The following is a 22,101-nucleotide window of genomic DNA, read 5'->3' on the forward strand; positions in this document are numbered from 1 at the left end:
CGCCCCAGCAACGCGAAGGCTGGAAAGGCAGGTAAGAAGTGAGCGCCACGCTGCTCAAGCGCCGCCGCGGCGTCGCCGCCAAGCGCGCCGTTGGGCGTGCGCGTCGGCACTTCCGCGTCCGCAAGAACGTCAGCGGTACGGCCGAGCGTCCGCGCCTGGTCGTCACCCGTTCGCTGCGGCACATGGTTGCCCAGATCGTCGACGACACCAAGGGCCACACCCTGGCGTCGGCGTCGACCCTGGACTCCTCGCTGCGCGGTGCGGAGGGCGACAAGAGCGCCCTCGCCGGCAAGGTGGGCGCCCTGCTCGCCGAGCGGGCCAAGGCCGCCGGCGTCTCCAAGGTCGTCTTCGACCGCGGTGGCAACCGGTACGCGGGGCGAGTCGCCGCGCTTGCCGACGCCGCCCGCGAAGCCGGGCTCGAGTTCTAACAACCCCGTCACGAGAGATAAGGAAGGCTGCTGATGCCAGGTCAACAGCGCCGTGGCGGCGGGTCCGGTGGCAACGAGGGTGGTCGCCGCGACAACCGCCGTGAGGGCGGCCGCGGAAACGCGCCCGTCGAGAAGACCCCGCACCTTGAGCGGGTCGTCGCGATCAACCGCGTCGCCAAGGTCGTGAAGGGTGGTCGTCGCTTCAGCTTCACCGCCCTGGTGATCGTGGGCGACGGCGACGGCACGGTCGGCGTGGGCTACGGAAAGGCCAAGGAGGTGCCCGCGGCGATCGCCAAGGGTGTCGAGGAGGCCAAGAAGCACTTCTTCAAGGTTCCGCGGATCGGTCAGTCGATCCCGCACCCGGTGACGGGTGAGGACGCCGCTGGCGTCGTGCTGCTCAAGCCGGCCTCGGCCGGTACGGGTGTCATCGCCGGTGGTCCGGTGCGTGCCGTGCTGGAGTGCGCCGGGATCCACGACGTGCTCTCCAAGAGCCTCGGCTCGTCGAACCCGATCAACATCGTGCACGCCACCGTGGCGGCCCTGAAGGGGCTTGAGTCCCCCGAGCAGGTCGCGGCGCGTCGTGGTCTGCCGGTGGAGGACGTCGCGCCGGCCGCCATGCTGGCGTCGCGTGCGGGGGTGGCGCGCTGATGGCACGCCTGAAGGTCACCCAGCTCCGGTCCGGTATCGGGACCAAGCACAACCAGCGTGAGTCGCTGCGTTCGCTCGGTCTCAAGCGGATCAACGACGTGGTGGTCAAGGAGGACCGGCCCGAGATCCGCGGCATGATCTTCACTGTGAGCCACCTCGTGAAGGTCGAGGAGGTCGAGTAATGACGATCAAGGTGCACCACCTGCGCCCGGCGCCCGGTTCGAAGACCGCGAAGACCCGTGTGGGTCGTGGTGAGGGTTCCAAGGGCAAGACCGCTGGTCGCGGTACGAAGGGCTCCAAGGCCCGCAAGAACATCTCGGCGGCGTTCGAGGGTGGGCAGATGCCCATCCACATGCGCCTGCCGAAGATGAAGGGCTTCAAGAACAAGTTCAAGGTGGTCTTCCAGGTGGTCAACCTGGACCGGCTCGCCGAGCTGTTCCCGAACGGCGGCCAGGTTGGCCCGCTCGAGCTGGTCGAGGCCGGCGCGGTCCGCAAGGGCCAGCCGGTCAAGGTCCTCGGCACCGGGGACCTTGGCGGGGTGGCGCTCCAGGTGTCGGCGCACGCGTTCAGCGCGTCGGCCAAGGAGAAGATCGCCGCCGCCGGTGGCTCCGCCACCGAGCTGTAAGGCGTACGACCTCGGCGCCCGTCAGTTGTGAGTAACTGGCGGGCGCCTAGGTCTGCCTGGGGCGTGTGCGCCCGGTAACATCGGATTCGGTTTATGTAGCCGGGCACACCTGCCCGGAGCGGGACAGGGCTGTTAGAGTCCCATCCCAGCCATGGATTGCGGGCACTCGCCCGTGATCCACCCCCACCCGCCAGGGATCACCGGCGGCCCGCCTCGCGCAGGAGGAAGAAGTTGCTGTCCGCCTTTCTCAGTGCGTTCCGTACGCCTGACCTGCGCAAGAAGCTGCTGTTCACAGTAGGCATCATCGCGGTCTACCGGCTGGGTGCCACGCTCCCCAGCCCGGGCGTCTCGTACGGCAACGTGCAGAAGTGCCTCGACTCCATCTCCGGGCAGACGACGGGCCCGCTGAATCTGCTCAACCTCTTCTCCGGCGGGGCGCTGCTCCAGCTCTCGGTCTTCGCGTTGGGCATCATGCCCTACATCACCGCGTCGATCATCCTGCAGCTGCTGACCGTCGTGATTCCGCGCCTGGAGCAGCTCCGCAAGGAGGGCCAGGCCGGCCAGGCGAAGATCACGCAGTACACCCGCTACCTGACCCTCGGTCTCGGCGTGCTGCAGGCCTCGGCGTTCGTGGCGCTGGCCCGCTCGGGGCAGCTGTTCCAGAACCGCTGCGACCAGTTCCCGATCATCCCCGAGGGCACCGGCATCCCGGACTGGCTGACCCTGTCCATCCTGGTGATCACCATGACCGCCGGCACGGGCATGGTCATGTGGCTCGGTGAGCTGATCACCGACCGGGGCGTCGGCAACGGCATGTCCGTTCTGATCTTCACCTCGATCGCGGCCCGGCTGCCCGGCGAGGGCTGGCAGATCAAGACCAGCCAGGGCTGGGGCAAGTTCGCCCTGGTCATCGCGCTGGTTCTGGTGGTCATCACCGCGGTCACCTTCATCGAGCAGGCGCAGCGCCGGATCCCGGTGCAGTACGCCAAGCGGATGATCGGCCGGCGGATGTACGGCGGCACCTCGACCTACATCCCGCTGAAGGTCAACCAGGCGGGTGTCATCCCGGTCATCTTCGGTTCGTCGCTGCTCTACCTTCCGCAGCTGGCGCTCCAGTTCTTCGACCAGAACGACCCGGGCAAGGTCCAGGCGTGGATCCAGAACAACCTGGTCGCTCCGAACAGCCCGATCTACATCTCGGTCTACTTCCTGCTGATCATCTTCTTCACGTACTTCTACGTCTCGATCACGTTCAACCCGACCGAGGTCGCGGACAACATGAAGAAGTACGGCGGGTTCGTGCCGGGTATCCGGCCGGGCAAGCCGACGGCCGACTACCTGGACTTCATCCTCAGCCGGATCACCCTGCCGGGCGCGCTCTACCTCGGCATCATCTCCATCCTGCCGAACTTCTTCTTCATCTGGCTGGACAGCCAGCAGTACCAGAACTTCCCGTTCGGTGGCACCGCTGTGCTCATCATGGTCGGCGTCGGTCTGGAGACCGTGAAGCAGATCGAGAGCCAACTCATGCAGCGGAACTACGAAGGGTTCCTGCGGTAGATGAGACTCGTTCTGGTTGGCCCGCCGGGTGCGGGTAAGGGCACGCAGGCAGAGTTCGTCGCCGCGCACCTGTCGGTACCCAAGATCTCGACCGGAGACATCTTCCGCTCGAACGTCACCCAGGGCACGCCGCTCGGCGTCGAGGCGAAGCGTTACATGGACGCAGGCGAGCTGGTTCCGGACGAGGTCACCATCAACATGGTCCGGGACCGGCTGGCCGAGCCGGACGCCAGCGAGGGCTTTCTGCTCGACGGCTTCCCGCGGACGACTCCGCAGGCCGCCGCTCTGGACAAGCTCCTCGCCGATCTGGGCACCGCCCTGGATCTGGTCCTGGAGCTGGTGGTCGACGACGACGAGGTGATCCGGCGGCTCTCCGGCCGGCGCACCTGCCGGGGTTGCGGCAAGATCTGGCACGTCGAGTTCGACGCCACCACCCGGCCGGGCATTTGTGACCGGTGCGGCGCCGAGCTGTTCCAGCGCGACGACGACAAGCCGGAGACCATCGCCACCCGCCTGCGGGAGTACAGCGAGAAGACCGCGCCCCTGGTCGACTACTACGGCGCCCAGGGCAAGCTGGTCGGGATCGACGCCACCGGCCCGGTGGAGGACGTCACCACCCGGGCCATCGACGCCCTGCGGTCGTACGGCGGCTGAGGTTCTCCCCGCGCCGCGGCGGATAGAGTGCGAACAGCGGGGTACGCCAGACGTGCCCCGCTGAATGGCCACGAAAGGTAACCGCTCCATGCGTCGTCCCCAGCTGGACATCCAGCTGAAGACCCCTGACCAGATCGAGAAGATGCGCGCCGCCGGGCTCGTGGTCGCCGAGGCCCTGCGCCGGATGCGCGAGGCGGTGGCCCCCGGCGTGAGCACGGCGGACCTGGACGCCATCGCCGAGTCGACGATCCGCGAGGCGGGCGCCGTCCCGTCCTTCAAGGGCTACCACGGCTTCCCGGCGTCGATCTGCTCGTCGGTCAACGAGCAGATTGTGCACGCCATCCCCTCGCCGGAGCAGGTGCTCGCCGACGGCGACCTCATCTCGATCGACTGCGGCGCGGTGCTCAACGGGTGGCACGGGGACTCCGCTATCACCGTCGGGGTGGGCGACGTCGACCCGGCGCTGCTCAAGATGGCCGAGGTCGCCGAGGACGCGATGTGGGCGGGCATCGCCGCCGCAGCGCGCGGAGCGGCCAGCGGCAAGGGGCGGCTCACCGACATCTCGTACGCCGTGGAGACGGCGGTCCGCAAGGGCGGCCGGTACGGCATCGTCGACGGCTACGGTGGCCACGGCATCGGCACCGAGATGCATCAGGACCCGCACGTGCTCAACCACGGCCGGCCGGGCAAGGGGCCGCGTCTGGTCCCCGGCATGGCGCTGGCGATCGAGCCCATGATCACCATGGCGTCCCCGCGTACGGTCGAACTGGCCGACGGTTGGACGGTCGTCACCCGGGACGGTTCGGTCGCGGCGCACGTCGAGCACTCGATGGCGCTGTTGCCCGACGGCGTGTGGGTGCTCACGGCCTTCGACGGGGGCCGCGCCCGCCTGGGCGACCTGGTCACCGCCCGCCAACCCGCAGAAACCACAACCCCCTGACCCACCTCGCCGGTTGATCATGAAGTTATTGCCCTGACACGCCGGTGCGGCTGGCAATAACTTCATGATCAACCGATGTTCGAGGTCGGGCTGACTGGCGGGGCGGTGGCATGCTTGCCGGCATGGACGGGCGCGACGGGATGCGAGCCGCGGACGCGGACCGCGAGGTGGTTGCCGACCGGCTACGGGCCGCCCTCGGCGAGGGGCGGTTGGACCTGCACGAGTACGACGAGCGGGTGCAGCGGGCCTACGCGGCGCGCACGTACGCCGAGCTGGACGCCCTGCTCACCGATCTACCCCCGGTCACGCCCCCGGAGCATTCGGCCCTGCGGCCGGCCAGCGCGTCGGCTGAGCCGCCCGTCGGCCCGCTCGCGCACGGCCACGTCAATCGTTGGCTGGCCGAGGTCTGGCTGCCGTACGCGAGGGTGATCGCGATCGTGGTGACCATCTGGGGCGTGACCTCGCTGCTGAGCCAGGAACTGCTCTACTTCTGGCCGGCGTGGGTGGCCGGGCCCTGGGGCGTGGTGCTGCTGCTCCGGACGGTCGGCGGGCTGGCCGGGGGAGAGCCGCGCCGGCAGGCGATCGAGCGGGAGCGCCGGCGTGAGCGCAAGCGAGCCAAGCGTGAGCGCCGCCGGGAGCTGCGCACCGACGGGCCGGAAGACCCCGGGCCTGAAACCTGACCCACCCCGATGATCATGGACTTGGTGTCGTCGATCGCGGTGTTTCGCCTCGACAACCTCATGATCGATATTCGGTGGGGCGCGGCTCCGCGAAGATCATCCGAGGGCCGGGTGGGGGAGCGGGGGCCGACGCGAGGCTGCGGTGGGTGGCCAATTTGGCGACGGCGCGCAGGCCGGCGTACACTTTCTGTTCGGCGCACAGCGTCCACTCCGGCATGCCCACCCTGCGCTTCGGTGGGACCTGGAGCCGCGGCTGGCGCGGGCTTCTGATCTTGGTCAGTTTCCCGTGTAAGACGTTGTGGGCCGCCCGGAGCAATCGACGTCAGGACAGCGGAGGACATGCCGAAAAAAGACGGAGCCATTGAGATCGAGGGTCGGGTCATCGAGCCCCTGCCGAACGCCATGTTCCGGGTGGAGCTCGCGAACGGCCACAAGGTGTTGGCTCACATCAGCGGCAAGATGCGGCAGCACTACATCCGCATCCTGCCGGAGGACCGGGTCGTCGTCGAACTCTCGCCGTACGACCTGACCCGCGGGCGCATCGTCTACCGCTACAAGTAGTCCTGACGGCGGCCGGGAAGTCCCGTGTCCGTCTTCGACGTCCGGTCTCGCGCATCGCGCGTCCCCGGGCCAGATGGGAAGTAAGGCAACCGTGAAGGTCAAGCCGAGCGTCAAGAGGATCTGCAACAAGTGCCGGGTTATTCGCCGGCACGGCCGGGTCATGGTCATCTGCAGCGACCCGCGCCACAAGCAGCGCCAGGGCTGACTCAGCCCGTCCGGTCGGAACACGGCCGGGTGGCGTTGGTCCGGGCAGTTCCTCAGCGACACACACATCACACATGCTCGTCCCAGCCGCGAGACGTACTTCTTCGTGGCTGACCCCCGGTCGGAGGCCGGGGCCCGCTCGGGCAGCGACCGATCCCGGTCGCCGGCGCTGACAGCGTCGGAAAGACGGGACGGCCGGTAGCGGGGTGGGACGGGTCCACACCTCCGCCACACATCACGAGGAGTACGCCCGCACATGGCACGTCTAGTCGGCGTGGATCTCCCCCGCGAGAAGCGGATGGAGATCGCGCTCACCTACATCTTCGGGGTCGGTCGCACCCGCGCCCTGGAGACACTCGCCGCCACCGGCATCTCGCCGGACAAGCGCGCTCGGGACCTCACGGACGAGGAGCTCGTGCAGCTCCGCGACCACATCGAGGGCAACTACAAGGTTGAAGGCGACCTGCGCCGCGAGGTCGCCGCTGACATCCGCCGCAAGGTCGAGATCGGCTGCTACGCCGGCATCCGGCACCGCCGGGGCCTGCCCGTGCGTGGCCAGCGGACCAAGACCAATGCACGGACCCGCAAGGGCCCGAAGCGGACCGTCGCCGGCAAGAAGAAGCCCGGCAAGAAGTAGTTCTTAACCGGATGACGGGGTCGGCCGCCGCCGAGGTAGGGCGGGCCGCAACCCAATCCGGAAAGTCAACTAGGAGCGCACAGACTTATGCCACCGAAGGCTCGTGCCGGAGCCGCTGTCAAGAAGGTCCGGCGCAAGGAACGCAAGAACGTCGCCCACGGGCAGGCGCACATCAAGAGCACCTTCAACAACACCATCGTGTCCATCACGGACCCGACCGGTGCGGTCATCTCCTGGGCCTCCGCGGGCCAGGTGGGCTTCAAGGGCTCCCGCAAGTCGACTCCGTTCGCCGCGCAGCTGGCCGCCGAGGCCGCCGCGCGTCGGGCCATGGAGCACGGCATGCGCAAGGTCGACGTGTTCGTCAAGGGCCCCGGCTCCGGCCGGGAGACCGCGATCCGTTCGCTGCAGGCCGTCGGGCTGGAGGTCGGCCAGATCGCCGACGTCACCCCGCAGCCGCACAACGGATGCCGTCCGCCTAAGCGTCGTCGGGTCTGAGAGGTAGAGAGAGATGGCTCGTTACACCGGTGCTGACTGCCGCCGTTGCCGGCGGGAGAAGATGAAGCTGTTCCTCAAGGGCAGCAAGTGCGATGGCCCGAAGTGCCCGTTCGAGTCCCGGCCGTTCCCGCCCGGGCAGCACGGCCGCGGCCGCACCAAGGAGACGGAGTACCTGCTCCAGCTCCGCGAGAAGCAGAAGGCCCGCCGCGTCTACGGCGTGCTGGAGAAGCAGTTCCGTGGCTACTACGAGGAAGCCGTTGGCAAGCAGGCCAAGACCGGTGAGGTCCTTCTGCAGATCCTCGAGTCGCGGCTGGACAACGTCGTTTACCGGGCCGGCTACGCCCACTCGCGGGACATGGCCCGCCAGCTGGTCAAGCACGGTCACTTCATGGTGAACGGCAAGAAGGTCGACATCCCGTCGTACCGCGTCAAGGAGCACGACATCATCGAGGTCCGGGGCAAGAGCAAGGAGCTCACCCCGTTCGTGGTGGCGCAGGCTCAGGCCGGTTCGAAGACGGTGCCGGCCTGGCTGGAGGCAATCCCCAGCCAGATGAAGGTGCTCGTGCACTCCCTCCCGGCCCGGCAGGTCATCGACACGCAGGTCCAGGAGCAGTTGATCGTCGAGCTCTACTCCAAGTAGTCGGGCTCGTTGCGGTGGCCCGCCCTTCGGGGCGGGCCACCGGAACAGTTTGTGTCGTGGACGTCAAATAGCGGGCGTCCTGAAAGAGAAGAGACAACATGCTCATCAGCCAGCGACCCTCCCTCTCCGAGGAGTCGATCAACGAGACCCGGTCGCGGTTCGCCATCGAGCCGCTCGAACCGGGCTTCGGCTACACCCTGGGCAACTCGCTGCGGCGCACGCTGCTGTCGTCGATCCCGGGTGCGGCGGTCACCTCGATCAAGATCGACGGCGTGCTGCACGAGTTCACCACGATCCCCGGTGTCAAGGAGGACGTGGTCGAGCTCGTCATGAACATCAAGGAGCTGTGCGTCAGCTCCGAGCACGACGAGCCGGTCAGCATGTACCTGCGCAAGCAGGGCCCGGGCGACGTGACGGCGGGCGACATCCAGCCCCCGGCCGGCGTCTCGGTGCACAACCCGGACCTCAAGCTCGCGACCCTCAACGGCAAGGGCCGGCTCGACATGGAGCTGACCGTCGAGCGGGGCCGGGGCTACGTGACGGCTGCACAGAACAAGCAGTCCGGCGCCGAGATCGGCCGCATCCCGGTCGACTCGATCTACTCGCCGGTGCTGAAGGTGACCTACCGCGTCGAGGCGACCCGCGTCGAGCAGCGCACCGACTTCGACCGGCTCATCATCGACGTCGAGACCAAGCCGTCGATGGGCCCGCGTACCGCGCTGGCCTCCGCCGGTTCGACGCTTGTGGAGCTGTTCGGGCTGGCCCGGGAGCTGGACGAGACCGCCGAGGGCATCGACATCGGGCCGTCCCCGCAGGACGCCCAGCTGGCGGCGGACCTCGCTCTGCCGATCGAGGAGCTGGACCTCACCGTCCGCTCCTACAACTGCCTCAAGCGCGAGGGCATCAACTCCGTTGGTGAGCTCATCGGGCGTACCGAGGCCGACCTCCTCGACATCCGCAACTTCGGTCAGAAGTCGATCGACGAGGTCAAGATGAAGCTCGCCGGGATGGGTCTCGGGCTGAAGGACTCGGCTCCGAACTTCGACCCGGCGCACGTCGTGGACACCTTCGGCGAGGCCGACTACGACACCGACGACTACCGCGAGACCGAGCAGCTCTAGTCCGCGCTGCCGCCACAACTGAGGAGCACCAAAAATGCCCACGCCCACCAAGGGCCCCCGCCTCGGCGGCAGCCCCTCGCACGAGCGGCTGATGCTCGCCAACCTGGCGACCGCGCTGTTCCAGCACGGCAAGATCCAGACCACCGAGACGAAGGCCCGCCGGCTGCGTCCGCTGGCCGAGCAGCTCATCACCAAGGCCAAGCGCGGTGACCTCGCCTCGCGGCGGCGGGTGCTGGGTGTCGTCAAGGACAAGGACGTTGTCTACGCCCTGTTCGACCAGATCGCGCCCCGGTACTCCAACCGCCCCGGCGGTTACACCCGGATCGTGAAGACCGGTCCGCGCAAGGGTGACAACGCGCCGATGGCCATCATCGAGCTGGTGGAGGAGCTTCAGGTCGCCGAGCCGAAGGTGAACAAGAAGACCGCCGCCCGCAAGGCCGCGCAGCAGGACAAGGTCGAGGCGCTCGCCCCGGCCGAGGAGGCCCCGCAGTCGGCCCCGGCCGACCAGGACTCCGAGGCACCGGCGTCGGCGTCCGGTGACACCGACGCCGCCCGCGAGGACAGCGACGAGGCCACCGAGAACAAGGCCTGATCAAGGGCAACGTCGGGCCCGGCACCCCCATCGGGGTGCCGGGCCCGACCCGTAACAGGAGGTACGAGGTGGACGAGCGGATCCGGCTGCGGCTGGACGTCTCGTACGACGGCGTTGGTTTCTCCGGCTGGGCGCCCCAGCCGACCCGGCGGACCGTCGCCGGGGTGCTCGTCGAGACCCTGGACCTGGTCCTCGGCGCGGGCACGGCGACCGGTCTGACCGTCGCGGGTCGCACCGACGCGGGGGTGCACGCCACCGGGCAGGTCTGCCACCTGGACCTCCCCGCCGAGGTGTGGCGGCAGCACGACGGACGGCTGCTGCGCCGGCTCGCGCGGCTGCTCCCCACCGACGTGCGGGTACGGGCGATGTCGGAGGTGCCGGCCGACTTCGACGCCCGGTTCTCGGCCACCTTCCGGCGCTACGAGTACCGGGTGACCGACGCCCCGTACGGCGCCGAGCCGCTACGCCGGCACGAGGTGCTGGCCTGGCCGCGACCGCTGGACCTGGCCGCCCTGAACGCCGCCGCGGCCGGTCTGGTCGGTGAGCACGACTTCGCCGCGTACTGCCGGCGCAAGGAGAACGCGACGACGCTGCGCGAGGTGACCCGGCTGGACTGGCGGCGCGACCCGGACGGCATCCTGGTCGCCACCGTGCAGGCGGACGCGTTCTGCCAGGCGATGGTCCGCAGCCTCGTGGGGGCGATGCTCGCGGCCGGCGACGGCCGTCGGGCGGTCCAGTGGCCGGGCAGCCTGCTCGACCGGCAGGAGCGTTCCAGCGAGGTGACGGTGGCCCCGGCGCACGGGCTCACCCTGGTCGCGGTCGGCTACCCGGCCGACCCGGCCGACTACGCCCGCCGCGCCGACCTGACCCGCCGCCTGCGCGTGCCCGTCGAGGGCTGACAACGGCGGCCGCGACCTCGTCCGCCCGTCGAGAAGGCTGACGACGGCGGCAGCGGACGACGACGGGTGTGCCACCGGTCGGCGGCACACCGGTCGGGCGGAGGCGCGGATCAGTCTCCGGGCAGTTCGCCGTCGCCGCTGCCGCTGCCGCTGCCGCTCTGGGTTCCGCCGCTCTCGGTCGGCGCTGCCGTTGGTTGTCCGGCCGTGCGGCTGTCGGCCCGCCGTTGCAGGACGCCTCGGCTGAGGTGCGCCTCGATCATGTCGAACAGGATCTCCCGGATCTTGGTGTCGCCGGACTTGACCGCGGCTCCGTCCGCGCGGACCACCAGCGCGTACGCCAGGTAGTGGCCCCGGACCTGCCAGCCGACCCGTGCCGGGGCGGTGGCCAGGACATCCGCGTCGTCGCCGGCGGACAGCCCCCGGAACCGGCCCTGCCGGTCGTCGAGGAGTTGCCGGATCCGGTCCCGGGCCCGTTCGGCGCTGACCTTGTCGGTGAGGTTGAACAGGCCGGCGGTGACCAGGTGGTCGCCGCCGGGTGCCCGCAACGTCGCCCGGACGACCTGGTTGCAGCCGAGCCGGACCAGCAGGTCGGCCACCTCGTCGGTGGCGGCGACGGCGCAACTGCCGCTGGAGTGCGTCTTGAGGATCTCGTAGGCGGGCTGGCCGTCGGCGAGCTTCAACTCCTTGCCGGGAAAGAGTTCCTTCGCGGTGAGCGGCGCCTGGTCGGTGTCCCGCGAGTCGAGATCCTGCCGCTGCGCGGAAGCGGACGCGGCGACGTTCGGCTGGTACGTCGGGGTGGCCTGTGGCGCCGGCTTGTTGTCCACCAGCAGCGCGGCGGCGCCCAGACCGCAGAGCGCGAGCAGGACCAGGACGGCCGCACCGCCGACCAGCACCTGCCAGAGTCGCCCGCCGCCGCGCCGCGCGGGCGGCTCCACCGGCTGGGCCGAGGTGTAGACCTGGCTGCGGGGGGCCGCGACCGGGGTGCTGACGCGGGTGACCGGCGGCGGCTGGGTCGACGGCAGCATCAGCTGGTTGGGTCGGGGCAGCGACGGAGCGGGAAACCGGGACGGTGAGGGGCCGGCCGGCGGAGGCGGACCGGCGCCGAGCACGGCCAGGTCGGAGCCGGGCTCCGGGTCCTCGAATGCGTCCTCTTCGGACTCGTACCGATACACCATGTCGCCTAGAGTAGGAGCCATTGTCCCTTTAGGGGGTAATATTGGGAAATGCGGCTGTGGGCCGTGTCGTGGCCGACCCGGGCCGGTGCGAGAATTGCCGGCGTGACCGGCGACCATTACTTCACCGCGCAGCCCGCCAGCGACGCGCCGGCGCGCGAAGTCGAGTTCTCTGTCGCCGACCGCGACTACCAGCTCGTCTCGGCCGGCGGCGTCTTCTCCGCCAGCCGCCTCGACCCCGGCACCGCGGTGCTCCTGCGCAAGGCCGAGCTGCCCGCCGCCGACACCACCGGTGACCTGCTCGACCTCGGCTGCGGGTTCGGCCCGATCGCCTGCGTGCTGGCCGACGTGGCACCGGCGAGCACCGTCTGGGCGGTCGACGTCAACGCCCGCGCCCGCGAACTGACCGCCGTCAACGCGGCCCGGATCGGCGCCGCCGACCGGGTCCGGGTCAGCGCACCGGACGACGTGCCGGCGGACCTCCGGTTCGCGCAGCTGTGGTCCAACCCGCCCATCCGCATCGGCAAGGACGAGTTGCACGAGCTGTTGCTGCGTTGGCTGCCCCGACTCGCCCCGGACGGCGTCGGCTGGCTGGTCGTCGCCCGCCACCTCGGCGGCGACTCGCTGCACCGCTGGATCGTCGACCAGGGTTGGCAGGTCGAGCGGCACGCCAGCCAGAAGGGCTTCCGGGTGCTGCGGGTCACCCGGTAATTGGATGTCCCTCCCGGCCCTCGCTGGGGCAGGATCCCGGCGTGGGATACGTGGACGTGGCAGCGGTCGGGCACATCCTGCCCGACGGTCGGGAACTCTTCGCCGACGTGTCGTTCCGGGTCGGTGAGGGCGCCAAGGTCGCCCTGGTCGGGCCGAACGGCGCGGGAAAGACGACCCTGCTGCGGATGGTCGCCGGTGACCTGCCGGTGCGTACCGGCACGGTCGCGCGGGCCGGCGGGCTGGGCGTGATGCGCCAGTTCATCGGCATGATCGGCGACGAGACGACGCTGGCCGACCTGGCGCTATCGCTCGCCCCGCCACCGCTGCGCGACGCCGGCCGCCGGCTCGCCGAGACCGAGACGGCCATGCGGGCGGCCGAGGTCCGCGGCAAGTTCAGCAGCGCCGCCGGAAAGGCCCAGCTGGCGTACGCCGACGCGCTCGGCGCCTGGGGCGAGGCCGGCGGGTACGACGCCGAGGTGCTCTTCGACACCGTCGCGACCATCGTGCTCAACCAGCCGTGGGACGCCGTACGGGACCGGCCGGTGCGTACCCTCTCCGGCGGCCAGCAGAAGCGCTTCGCCCTGGAGTTGCTGCTGCGCGGCCCGGACGAGGTGCTGCTGCTCGACGAACCGGACAACTTCCTCGACGTGCCCGGCAAGCGCTGGCTGGAGGCGCGGCTGCGCGAGTCCACCAAGTCGGTGCTCTACGTCTCGCACGACCGCGAGCTGCTGGCCCAGAGCGCCGACCGGGTGGTGGCCGTGGAGGGCGGCAGCGCCTGGGTGCACCCCGGTGGCTTCGCCAGTTGGTACGAGGCGCGGGTGGCCCGGCACGCCCGTCTCGACGAGCTGCGCCGGCGCTGGGACGAGGAGCACCAGAAGCTGCGCGAGCTGATGCTGATGTACAAGCAGAAGGCCGCGTACAACGACGGGTTGGCCTCGCGCTACCAGGCCGCGCAGACCCGGTTGCGCAAGTTCGAGGAGGCCGGGCCGCCGCCCGTACCGCCGAAGGACCAGGACATCCGGATGCGGCTGACCGGCGGGCGAACCGGCAAGCGCGCGGTCGTCTGCGACCAGCTGGAGCTGGACGGCCTGACCTTCCCCTTCGACCTGGAGATCTGGTACGGCGACCGGGTGGCGGTGCTCGGCGCCAACGGGACCGGCAAGTCGCACTTCCTGCGGCTGCTGGCCCGGGGTGGCACCGATCCCGACCCGGCGAACGGGCCGGTCGACGGGGCGGGCGGGCTCGCCCCGGTGACGCACGACGGCACCGCCCGGCTCGGCGCCCGGGTCCGCCCCGGCCACTTCTCGCAGACCCACGACCGACCGGAGTTGATGGGCAAGACGCTCGTCGAGATCCTGTGGCGGGGTGACGAGCACCGCACCGGGATGGACCGGCACGCGGCGATGGGGGTGCTCAGCCGCTACGAGCTGGCCGGGCAGGGCGACCAGCGCTTCGGCACGCTCTCCGGCGGGCAGCAGGCCCGGTTCCTGGTGCTGCTGTTGGAGCTGTCCGGCGCGACCCTGCTGCTGCTCGACGAGCCCACCGACAACCTCGACCTGGCCAGCGCCGAGGCGCTGGAAGCGGGCCTGAACGCGTTCGAGGGGACGGTGGTGGCGGTCACCCACGACCGGTGGTTCACCCGCTCTTTCGACCGGTTCGTGCTGTTCCGGGGCGACAGCGAGGTGGTGGAGACCCCGGAGCCGGTCTGGGACGTGGGCTGAGCGGTCGCCGGGCGGCGGTGCGTCCGGCCGGCATAGGGTGGATCTCGTGACTGAGATGACCTATCGCCGGCTGGGCGACTCCGGGCTCGTGGTGTCCGTCGTCGGGATCGGCTGCAACAACTTCGGCCGCAAGCTCGACCTCGATGGCACCCGCGCGGTCGTGGACGCCGCCCTGGACGTCGGGATCAACCTCTTCGACACCGCCGACATCTACGGCGAGCCGCAGGGCGGCTCCGAGGAGCTGCTCGGGCAGGCGCTCAAGGGACGCCGGGACGACGTGGTGGTGGCCACCAAGTTCGGCATGGACATGAACGGCCTCAACGGTCCGGACTTCGGCGCCCGGGGTTCGCGGCGGTACATCGCCCGCGCGGTGGAGGCGTCGCTGCGCCGGCTCGGCACCGACCACATCGACCTGTACCAGATGCACGAGCCCGACCCGGGCACCCCGATCGACGAGACCCTCGCGGCCCTCGACGATCTGGTCCGCGACGGCAAGGTCCGCTACCTCGGCAACTCCAACTTCGCCGGCTGGCAGATCGCCGACGCCGACTGGGTCGCCTCGTCCAACGGCCGGGCCCGCTTCATCAGCGCGCAGAACCACTACAGCCTGCTGGAGCGGTCCGTGGAGGCCGAGGTGATCCCGGCCTGCGAGCGGTTCGGCCTCGGCATGCTGCCGTTCTTCCCGCTCGCCAACGGCCTGCTCACCGGCAAGTACAAGCGCAGCGGGCAGCCGCCGGCCGGCAGCCGGCTCTCCGGCGGTGGCCGGTACGCCGACCGGCTCGCCGCGGCCGACTGGGACACCATCGAGGCGATCGAGGCGTACGCGGCCGAGCGGGGTCTGACCATGCTCCAGGTGGCGATCGGCGGGTTGGCCGCCCAGCCGGCGGTGACCTCGGTGATCGCCGGCGCCACCACGCCCGAGCAGGTGTACGCGAACGCCGCCGCCGGCACCTGGGAGCCCAGCGACGACGACCTGGCGGCGCTGCGCGCCATCCTCTGAGCGCGGCGGGCGCGTGGTCGCCTGAACGACACCGGGCCGGGCCGCTCGTCGCGGCCCGGCCCGGTCGTTTCAGTGGCGCCGGAGCGCCGGTCGGTCAGTCGTTCGGCGTGGAGGCGCGGCGGCGGCCGAACAGCATGGCCGCCCCCATCGCCGCGGCGACCAGCACGAGGCCGGCCGCCGCGAACGGCCACCAGCCGGCGCCCGCCCCGCTGTCGCCGGTCCCGTCCGCGGTCACCGCGACCGGTCTGGGGGCCGGAGGTGACTGCGCCGCCCGGGCCTGCACCGTGGCGGTGGCCTTGCCCTGCAGCGGAGCGGGGGAGTTCACCGTCACCTTCCACGTGCCGGTGGAGAGCACCGGGCCGCTGCTGTAGAACCCCTGCCCCTCGGGCTGTGGCTCCAGCTGCACCGGCCCGACCCGCTGCCCGTCCGGGCCGGTGGCGGTGAGCACCAACCGCACCAGCTGGTCCAGCCGACGGCCATCGGTGTAGGTGGCCTGGATGGTGACCCCCTCGGCGCCGTCGCCAGCCACCGTCAGCTTGAGTTTGTCGGCCTGGGCGGCCGCCGGGGCCGCGGCGAACAGGGTCAGGGCCAGTCCGGCGAACACGGCGGCGACCACCTTGCGGATACCCGTCACGGACATCTCCTCACTACGGATGAGGGAGGCCCCTCCCCGACACCGTGGCGTCGGGGAGGGGCCTCGTCGGATCAGAGCTGGCGGCCCGGAGCGAGCCGGGTGACGTCGCCACTCAGTCGCCCGGCACCCTTGACGGGTTTGCCGTCGTTCGCCTTGACCCCGGCGTTGCTGGCGGGCGTTCCGCCGAGCCGCACCGTCATGGCGTCGGCGTCGCGGATCAGCACGTCCCGGATCTCCGCCTCGGTCACCAGCTTGGTGTCCGCGGCGAGCTTCCGGAATGCGGTCAGTTCCTTGAGCGCCTTGTTGTCGTTGCCCGCCGCCTCGGCCTTACGGACGGCGTCGAGCTTGTTCGTCAGATCCTTGTGGGCCTTGGCCGAGAGCCGCCCCGTCGCCTTGAACCGGTCCAGCAGGAACTGCATGTCCCGGAACGAGGTGGTGACGAAGAACCGGACCGCCGAGGTCGTCGTGTTGCCGGCCTTGTCGGTCGCGGTGACGGTCAGCTCGTGCAGGCCGAGCGGCAGCTCGTACATGGCCTGCAGGGTGCCGCTGGCGTACGCCTTGCCGTCCAGTTGGCCGACCACGGTCGCGATGCCCGAGGTCGGGTCGACGGCCTGCCAGGACACCCGAACGTCCTGGCTGTCCCCGTAGAGCTGGCCGTCGGCGATACCGGAGACCAGCAGCGTCGGCTTGGTGCCGTCGATCTTCAGGATCGCCGACTTGAGCGTCTCGGCGTTGCCCGCCTTGTCGGTGGAGCGGTACAGCAGCTCGTGCTGCCCGTCACCGGTCACCTCGACCGGCTTCGAGTACGGCGTCCACGCGCCTCCATCCAGCGACCACTCGACCGTCTTGACTCCGGAACCGGCGTCGGTCGAGGTCAGCACCACCGGGATCGTTCCGTTGTGCCAGCCCGCGTCGTTCGCCGGAGCGAACGTCGCCGTGGTGACCGGCGCGGTGGCGTCGATCTTGACCGAGACGGTCTTCGTCGACTCCACGTTGCCCGCCTGGTCCGTCGAGCGGAATCGCAGCTCGTGCTCGCCGTCCCCGCTGACCGTCACCGGAGCGGTGTAGTCGGTCCAGGTGGTGGCCCCGTCCAGCTGGTACGCCGTACCGGCCAGTCCGCTGCCGCCGGCCTCGTCGGCGGCGGTCAGGGTGACCGTCACCGGCCCGGTGTACCACCCGTCGGTGGGGGTGCCGGACACCGCCGCCGTCGTCACCGGAGCGGTCTCGTCGGTGACCACCTTGGTGCTCAGCCGGAAGTAGTCGAACGAGGCCGTCTTCGACGCCGTCTGGTTGGCGCCGAGGGTGAACAGACCGACCTTCGGGGTGGCCCCGACCGCGCTGTTGGTCAGCGCCTCCAGCGTGGTCCAGGTCGTCCCGTCGGCCGAGTACGACGCCGTGAAGGTGTTGCCGCTGCGGGCCAGCCGCAGGTGCCACACCGCCGAGGTGAGGCTTGTGGCCTCCGGCTGCGGGTTCTGGACGACGCCGCCGATCTCGCTGCGGAACTCGATCCGCCGCGTCACCGTCTGGCCGGCCTGGTTGTCCGCGATGAAGTCGAACTTCAGGTAGTTGTCGTCGTCCGCCTGCACGAGCAGACCGGCCTGCTGGTACTGCTCGTTCAGCAGGCTGCCGTCGACAGTCGTCTCCAGGGTCCAGTCGCCCGAGGGCGCGGTCTGGAGGATGAAGTTCTTCGGCCCGGTGTTGCTGGTGCCGTAGATGTCACCGTTCGGCACGTCGATCCGCAACGCGCCACCGGTGACCCGGTAACCGTTCGGGTCCTCCCGCAGGATCGCGTCCCACCGGCACTTGTCCAGCGTGTCGCCGGTGAACTCGTCCGACGGGTCGATCGGGCCGGCCGGGGCGTCCGGCGTGACCTGGAACGAGTCGAAGGCCGCGTCGACCACGGGTGCCTCGGTGCCTCCGTTGAGCGCGAAGACCCCGATCCGCGGGTTGGTGATGCCGGCGAGCGCGGCCGACCGGCCGGCCGGGGTGAAGGTCTGCCCGTCGCCCGAGAAGGCCGCGGTCAGGTTCGTCCCGTCGCTGGTGATCCGCAGGTACACGGTGTCACCCGCCGGTGCGGCGGCGTTGTCGGCAGCGTCGTTGCGCGGCGTTCCGGCCGTCTCCCGGATGAACTCCACCCGCCGGCTGCCGTTGTAGAGCAGGTCCAGCTTGGCGTAGTTGTCGTCGTCGCCGTAGACCAGCAGGCCAGCCTGCTGGTAGTTGGCCGTCACCGGCAGGGTGACCTTGGTGGTCATCTCCCAGGCGCCGCTCGGAGCCGCCTGGAGCACCAGGTTGGTGGCGTCGTTGCGCGCGCCGTAGAGGTCACCGACCCCGGTCGGCAGCCGCAGCGCGCCGCCACTGACCGAGTAGAGCTGGTTCTCCCGGACCACGCTGGTCCACCGGCCCTTGTCGAGGCTGGTGCCGTTGAAGTCGTCCGAACGCGCCCCGAAGCAGGACGTGTCCGGCGCGTTCACCCGCACCGGCACCGTGGCGTACGACTTGGCGCCCTTGCTGTCGGTCACCGTGAGGGTGGCCGTGAAGGCTCCCACGCTTGTGTACGTGTGGCTGGCGTCCAGGGTGGACGCCGTACCGCCGTCACCGAAGTCCCAGGCGTACGTCAGCGGGGTGTCGCCCTCGGCGTCGGTGGCCGTGCCGTCGAAGGAGACGGTGACCGGCACGGTGCCGGTGGCCGGGGTCGCGGTGGCGGTGACCACCGGCGGCCCGTTCTCGGTGACGCCGCGGCCGACGAAGTCCATCCAGTTGACGTTGAACAGGGAACCCGTTCCGCCGTTCGGATCGCGGGCCACGAAGTACAGCGAGCCGCTCGCGGCACCGGTGACCGGCGCGCTCACGTCCGTGTACGTCTGCCACGCGCCGGTCGCCGGAACGGTGGCCGTGGCCACGACCGGTCCGTCGACGGCGCCCGCGTGGACCTCGATCCGACCGCCGGCGGCGGCCGAGGCGGCCCGGAACCGGATCTCGGTGATATTCGTCAGGTCCGCCGGGACGATCGACCACCAGTCGCCGTCCTCGATGAACCCGATGTTCTGGCCGCCACCGGCGGTGTCGGCCCCGGTCTCCCGCTGCACGCCGGCGTCTCCGCCGCCGGTGCCGCCCGGCACCCGTCCGGTGGCCGTGAAGTACTCGGCCTGCTTCTGCTTGGGCTGCAGGATCTCGATGTCCCGGCCGGTGAGCGCGCCGGACCCGCCGGCCCCGCCCTTGTCGGTGTAGGTGGCCTCGAAGACCGCGAACACGTTCGCCTCGGCGCCGTGCCCGGAGGCGAGCGACGTCTGGACGGTGCCGGTGCAGCCGGTGTGCTGCTCCAGCGGGTGGGCGTGCTCGTCGTGACCGAGCAGCACCTGCAGGTTCACCCGGGCGCAGTCGATCTGCCCGTCCTCGGGGTCGGTCACCTTGACCGTGTAGCGGACCTGGTCACCCCAGTTGAAGAAGCCACCGTCCGGCGGGAACTCGATGCTCACCGTCGGTGCGGTGTTGCCCACGGTGACCGGCACGTTGGCCACCGCGGTACGGCCCTTCGGGTTGGTCACGGTGAGCTGGGCGGTGTAGTTGCCCGCCGTGGCGTACGTGTGCGTCGGGTTGGCCTCGGTGGAGGTCTGCCCGTCGCCGAAGGTCCAGGCGTAGGTGAGCGCGCCGCCGTCCGGGTCCCGGGAGCCGGCGCTGGAGAAGGCGACCGTCAACGGCGCCGGCCCCGAGGTCGGGTTGGCGGACGCCGCGGCGATCGGTGCGCGGTCGCCGGCGGTGTAGTCGATCCGGTAGATGCCGGAGTCGTCGTTGTTGCCGCCGAAGCCCGTGCCCCACTCGATCAGGTAGAGCGCGCCGTCCGGGCCGAACTCGAAGTCCATCGGCCGGATCATGCGCATACCGGTGAGCAGCTGGTTGATGTCCACCAACGACTTGCCGTCGGCGGTCATCTGCATCGTGTACATCTTGTTCTGGTTCCACTCGCCGAGCAGCGCCTTGCCGTCGTAGTAGGCCGGCCACTTGCGGGTGGAGTTGAGGTTGGCGTCGTACCGGTAGGCCGGACCGCCCATCGGGGCGCCACCGCCACCGATCTCCGGGTACCGCGCGTCACCGGCGTAGCCGTAGTCGACGGTGGCCGGGACGACCGGCGGGAGGTTGGTCAGGCCGGTGTTGTTGGGCGAGTTGTTCACCGGCGCGGCGCAGTCGAACTTCGGACCGCTCGGGCCGGACGGGAACGTGTAGTCGTTGTACGCCTCGTTCGTCCCGGTGCAGTACGGCCAGCCGTAGTTGCCGGGGGTCACGACGTTCCACTCGACCAGACCGCGGGGGCCCCGGTTCGGGTTGTCCGCGTTGGCGTCCGGCCCGTAGTCCCCGACGTACAGCGTGTCGGTCTTCGGGTCGGTGCCGATCCGGAACGGGTTGCGGAAGCCCATCGCGTAGATCTCGGGACGGGTCTTCTCGGTGCCCGGCGCGAAGAGGTTGCCGGTCGGAACGGTGTACGTCCCGTCGTCCTCCGGGTGGATCCGGATCACCTTGCCGCGCAGGTCGTTCGTGTTGGCGGAGGTGCGCTGCGAGTCGTAGTCCTGACGGCCCGGCCGCTCGTCGAGCGGCGAGTACGCGTTCGACTCGAACGGGTTGGTGTTGTCACCGGTGGCCAGGTAGAGGTTGCCGGCGCTGTCGAAGGTCATGCTGCCGCCGGCGTGGCAGCAGGTGTTGCGCTGGGTGTCGACCCGCAGCACCTGCTTCTCGCTCGCCGGGTCGATGGTGTCGCCGGTCACCGTGAACCGGGACAGCAGGTTGCGGGTGACGCCGTCGTTCGGGGCGTAGTAGAGATACACCCACTTGTTGGTGGCGAAGTCCGGGTCGAGCCGGATGCCGATGAGGCCGTCCTCGTTGCCGGTGAAGACGTCCAGGTCGACGGCGGTGACGGTGCTGCCGGTGTCGGGCTTGATGATCTGCACCCGGCCGTCGCGCTCGATGTAGAAGACCCGCCCGTCGGGGGCGATGTCCAGCTCCATCGGGTTGCTTGTGTTGCTGTCCAGCGTGACCTTTTCGAAGCTGGACGTCTTCGAGGCGCCGCAGTCGGCGTCGACCACGCCGGCCGCCGTCTGGATGCCGCCGAGCAGGTGCTTGAGGAACTCGGGCTCGGCGTACGACTCCCGGGTGTGCCCGCCGCCGGTGTACCAGGAGCGGCCACCGTCGAAGTCCTGGCACCACGCGGTCGGGTGGTCGGCGCCCATCGCGCCGGCGCCCGGGGTGTAGCTCTTCTCGTCCAGGCTGGCCAGCACGTGCACGTCCGGCCGGGGGTTGGTCTGGAAGTTGTACCACTCGTCGAACCGGGACCAGCGGTCCGGCAGTTCGGCGGTGGACGGGTGGGCGTGGTCCTCCACCTTGACGGTGGCCTGCTGGTTCTGCGGGTGGTTGGCGAAGTACGCGCCGACCAGGTCGCCGTACCAGGCCCAGCTGTACTCGGTGTCCGAGGCGGCGTGGACGCCGGCGTAACCGCCGCCGGCCCGCACGTAGCGCTCGAAGGCCGCCTGCTGGTCGGCGTCGAGGACGTCACCGGTGGTGGAGAGCCAGATCACGGCCTTGTACTTGGCGAGGTTGGCGTCGTTGAACGAGGCGCCGTCCTCAGTGGTGTCCACTGTGAACCCGTTCGCCGCGCCGAGCTGCTGGATGGCGGCGATGCCGGTGGGGATGGAGTCGTGCCGAAAGCCGGCGGTCTTGGAGAAGATTAGGACGGAGTAGGGGTCGGCCGCTGCGGCCTTCGGTGCCTTCGGCACCACCTGGGTGACCGGAGCCGCGGCCTGCGCGTCTCGCGGGGGGACCTGCGCCGCGGCCGGAGCCGCCTGCGCCGGCGACCCGAGCAGGGTCGTCGAGGCGAGCGCTAGGGAGAGCAGGGTAGCGGTGAGTGGTAAACGGGTACGACGAGAACGGGACACGCCGCCTCCAATGTCGCGGTGGACAGGAATCGCGGGGGCCGGCTGCCGAAGACCGTCCCGGATGGAGCCGGCGGGGAGGCCGTGCCAGGGCGTCCCCACCGGCATTTTGTCGAATCGCTGAACAAATTAATTCTGGTGTATCCATGTCCGGCAAGATGCCGGCCGGTAACGGTTCTGCAACGGCGTGCGACATTCCGAACAGGACCGGAGAAAGTACCCCATCGATGGGACCCTGTCCGGCCGGCGGCCGCTCCCTTG

22 protein-coding genes are annotated in these 22,101 nt (G+C 70.2%); 19 read left to right on the top strand and 3 right to left on the bottom strand.

What is annotated here, in order from left to right; genetic code table 11:
• Positions 1 to 50: 50 nt before the first annotated feature.
• The 16 genes from rplR to truA all read left to right on the top strand — a co-directional run bounded on the left by rplR (position 51) and on the right by truA (position 10,684).
• On the top strand, positions 51 to 428 hold the full coding sequence (gene rplR / locus ACFYPH_RS22125; RefSeq protein WP_355068567.1) for a 50S ribosomal protein L18: 378 nt from the start codon (positions 51 to 53) through the stop codon (positions 426 to 428).
• A 33-nt stretch (positions 429 to 461) separates the two neighbouring features.
• Positions 462 to 1,076 carry a 30S ribosomal protein S5 gene (gene rpsE / locus ACFYPH_RS22130; protein ID WP_007465263.1) on the top strand — a complete coding sequence of 205 codons (615 nt, stop codon included), beginning with the start codon at positions 462 to 464 and terminating at the stop codon, positions 1,074 to 1,076.
• Complete coding sequence (gene rpmD, locus ACFYPH_RS22135) at positions 1,076 to 1,258, top strand: 50S ribosomal protein L30 (RefSeq protein ID WP_007465262.1); 183 nt, start codon at positions 1,076 to 1,078, stop codon at positions 1,256 to 1,258. Before rpsE ends, rpmD begins: the two co-directional genes overlap by 1 nt.
• The gene (rplO, locus tag ACFYPH_RS22140) at positions 1,258 to 1,701 is read left to right on the top strand and encodes a 50S ribosomal protein L15 (protein ID WP_007465260.1); all 444 of its coding nucleotides are present in this window, start codon (positions 1,258 to 1,260) and stop codon (positions 1,699 to 1,701) included. Before rpmD ends, rplO begins: the two co-directional genes overlap by 1 nt.
• A gap of 231 nt (positions 1,702 to 1,932) precedes the next feature.
• Entirely contained in the window at positions 1,933 to 3,261 is a 1,329-nt protein-coding gene (secY, locus tag ACFYPH_RS22145) for a preprotein translocase subunit SecY (RefSeq protein WP_354858647.1), read from the top strand.
• The gene (locus tag ACFYPH_RS22150) at positions 3,262 to 3,915 is read left to right on the top strand and encodes an adenylate kinase (protein WP_007465256.1); all 654 of its coding nucleotides are present in this window, start codon (positions 3,262 to 3,264) and stop codon (positions 3,913 to 3,915) included. It begins immediately after the preceding gene.
• Between the two features lie 88 nt (positions 3,916 to 4,003).
• Positions 4,004 to 4,855, top strand: coding sequence for a type I methionyl aminopeptidase (gene map / locus ACFYPH_RS22155; protein WP_354858645.1), 852 nt, complete (start codon positions 4,004 to 4,006; stop codon positions 4,853 to 4,855).
• Positions 4,856 to 4,977: 122 nt separating this feature from the next.
• Positions 4,978 to 5,535, top strand: coding sequence for a DUF1707 domain-containing protein (locus ACFYPH_RS22160; RefSeq protein ID WP_387184259.1), 558 nt, complete (start codon positions 4,978 to 4,980; stop codon positions 5,533 to 5,535).
• A 339-nt stretch (positions 5,536 to 5,874) separates the two neighbouring features.
• Positions 5,875 to 6,096 (top strand): translation initiation factor IF-1, encoded by a 222-nt coding sequence (gene infA, locus ACFYPH_RS22165; protein WP_007073013.1) that lies wholly within the window; start codon positions 5,875 to 5,877, stop codon positions 6,094 to 6,096.
• Positions 6,097 to 6,187: 91 nt separating this feature from the next.
• The gene (rpmJ, locus tag ACFYPH_RS22170; RefSeq protein WP_043965539.1) at positions 6,188 to 6,301 is read left to right on the top strand and encodes a 50S ribosomal protein L36; all 114 of its coding nucleotides are present in this window, start codon (positions 6,188 to 6,190) and stop codon (positions 6,299 to 6,301) included.
• A 255-nt stretch (positions 6,302 to 6,556) separates the two neighbouring features.
• On the top strand, positions 6,557 to 6,937 hold the full coding sequence (rpsM, locus tag ACFYPH_RS22175) for a 30S ribosomal protein S13 (RefSeq protein ID WP_007465236.1): 381 nt from the start codon (positions 6,557 to 6,559) through the stop codon (positions 6,935 to 6,937).
• 87 nt (positions 6,938 to 7,024) lie between these two features.
• Entirely contained in the window at positions 7,025 to 7,432 is a 408-nt protein-coding gene (gene rpsK, locus ACFYPH_RS22180; protein ID WP_030329919.1) for a 30S ribosomal protein S11, read from the top strand.
• A 13-nt stretch (positions 7,433 to 7,445) separates the two neighbouring features.
• Positions 7,446 to 8,072 carry a 30S ribosomal protein S4 gene (rpsD, locus tag ACFYPH_RS22185; protein ID WP_354858640.1) on the top strand — a complete coding sequence of 209 codons (627 nt, stop codon included), beginning with the start codon at positions 7,446 to 7,448 and terminating at the stop codon, positions 8,070 to 8,072.
• A 98-nt stretch (positions 8,073 to 8,170) separates the two neighbouring features.
• Positions 8,171 to 9,193: a DNA-directed RNA polymerase subunit alpha gene (locus ACFYPH_RS22190; RefSeq protein WP_007465227.1), complete on the top strand. Its 1,023-nt coding sequence runs from the start codon at positions 8,171 to 8,173 to the stop codon at positions 9,191 to 9,193.
• A 34-nt stretch (positions 9,194 to 9,227) separates the two neighbouring features.
• Positions 9,228 to 9,785: a 50S ribosomal protein L17 gene (gene rplQ / locus ACFYPH_RS22195; RefSeq protein ID WP_354858638.1), complete on the top strand. Its 558-nt coding sequence runs from the start codon at positions 9,228 to 9,230 to the stop codon at positions 9,783 to 9,785.
• A 68-nt stretch (positions 9,786 to 9,853) separates the two neighbouring features.
• The gene (truA, locus tag ACFYPH_RS22200; protein ID WP_355068552.1) at positions 9,854 to 10,684 is read left to right on the top strand and encodes a tRNA pseudouridine(38-40) synthase TruA; all 831 of its coding nucleotides are present in this window, start codon (positions 9,854 to 9,856) and stop codon (positions 10,682 to 10,684) included.
• Positions 10,685 to 10,794: 110 nt separating this feature from the next.
• On the opposite strand, the gene ACFYPH_RS22205 is transcribed toward truA, so the two are convergent.
• Positions 10,795 to 11,859 carry a hypothetical protein gene (locus tag ACFYPH_RS22205; RefSeq protein ID WP_387184263.1) on the bottom strand — a complete coding sequence of 355 codons (1,065 nt, stop codon included), beginning with the start codon at positions 11,857 to 11,859 and terminating at the stop codon, positions 10,795 to 10,797.
• Between the two features lie 102 nt (positions 11,860 to 11,961).
• On the opposite strand from ACFYPH_RS22205, the gene ACFYPH_RS22210 reads away from it, so the two are divergent.
• The 3 genes from ACFYPH_RS22210 to ACFYPH_RS22220 are packed head-to-tail and all read left to right on the top strand — an operon-like array spanning position 11,962 to position 15,288.
• Complete coding sequence (locus ACFYPH_RS22210) at positions 11,962 to 12,567, top strand: methyltransferase (protein WP_354858630.1); 606 nt, start codon at positions 11,962 to 11,964, stop codon at positions 12,565 to 12,567.
• Between the two features lie 41 nt (positions 12,568 to 12,608).
• A complete protein-coding gene (locus ACFYPH_RS22215) occupies positions 12,609 to 14,288 on the top strand; it encodes an ATP-binding cassette domain-containing protein (protein ID WP_355068556.1) in 1,680 nt (559 codons plus the stop codon).
• Positions 14,289 to 14,325: 37 nt separating this feature from the next.
• On the top strand, positions 14,326 to 15,288 hold the full coding sequence (locus ACFYPH_RS22220; RefSeq protein ID WP_387184267.1) for an aldo/keto reductase: 963 nt from the start codon (positions 14,326 to 14,328) through the stop codon (positions 15,286 to 15,288).
• Between the two features lie 94 nt (positions 15,289 to 15,382).
• Here ACFYPH_RS22220 and ACFYPH_RS22225 read toward each other — a convergent pair whose 3' ends face one another.
• Entirely contained in the window at positions 15,383 to 15,922 is a 540-nt protein-coding gene (locus ACFYPH_RS22225; RefSeq protein WP_387184269.1) for a hypothetical protein, read from the bottom strand.
• A gap of 71 nt (positions 15,923 to 15,993) precedes the next feature.
• The gene (locus ACFYPH_RS22230; RefSeq protein WP_387184272.1) at positions 15,994 to 21,843 is read right to left on the bottom strand and encodes a ThuA domain-containing protein; all 5,850 of its coding nucleotides are present in this window, start codon (positions 21,841 to 21,843) and stop codon (positions 15,994 to 15,996) included.
• Between the last annotated feature and the right edge of the window lie 258 nt (positions 21,844 to 22,101).

Source organism: Micromonospora sp. NPDC005252 (assembly GCF_042872475.1).
In the GTDB taxonomy this organism is placed as follows: domain Bacteria; phylum Actinomycetota; class Actinomycetes; order Mycobacteriales; family Micromonosporaceae; genus Micromonospora.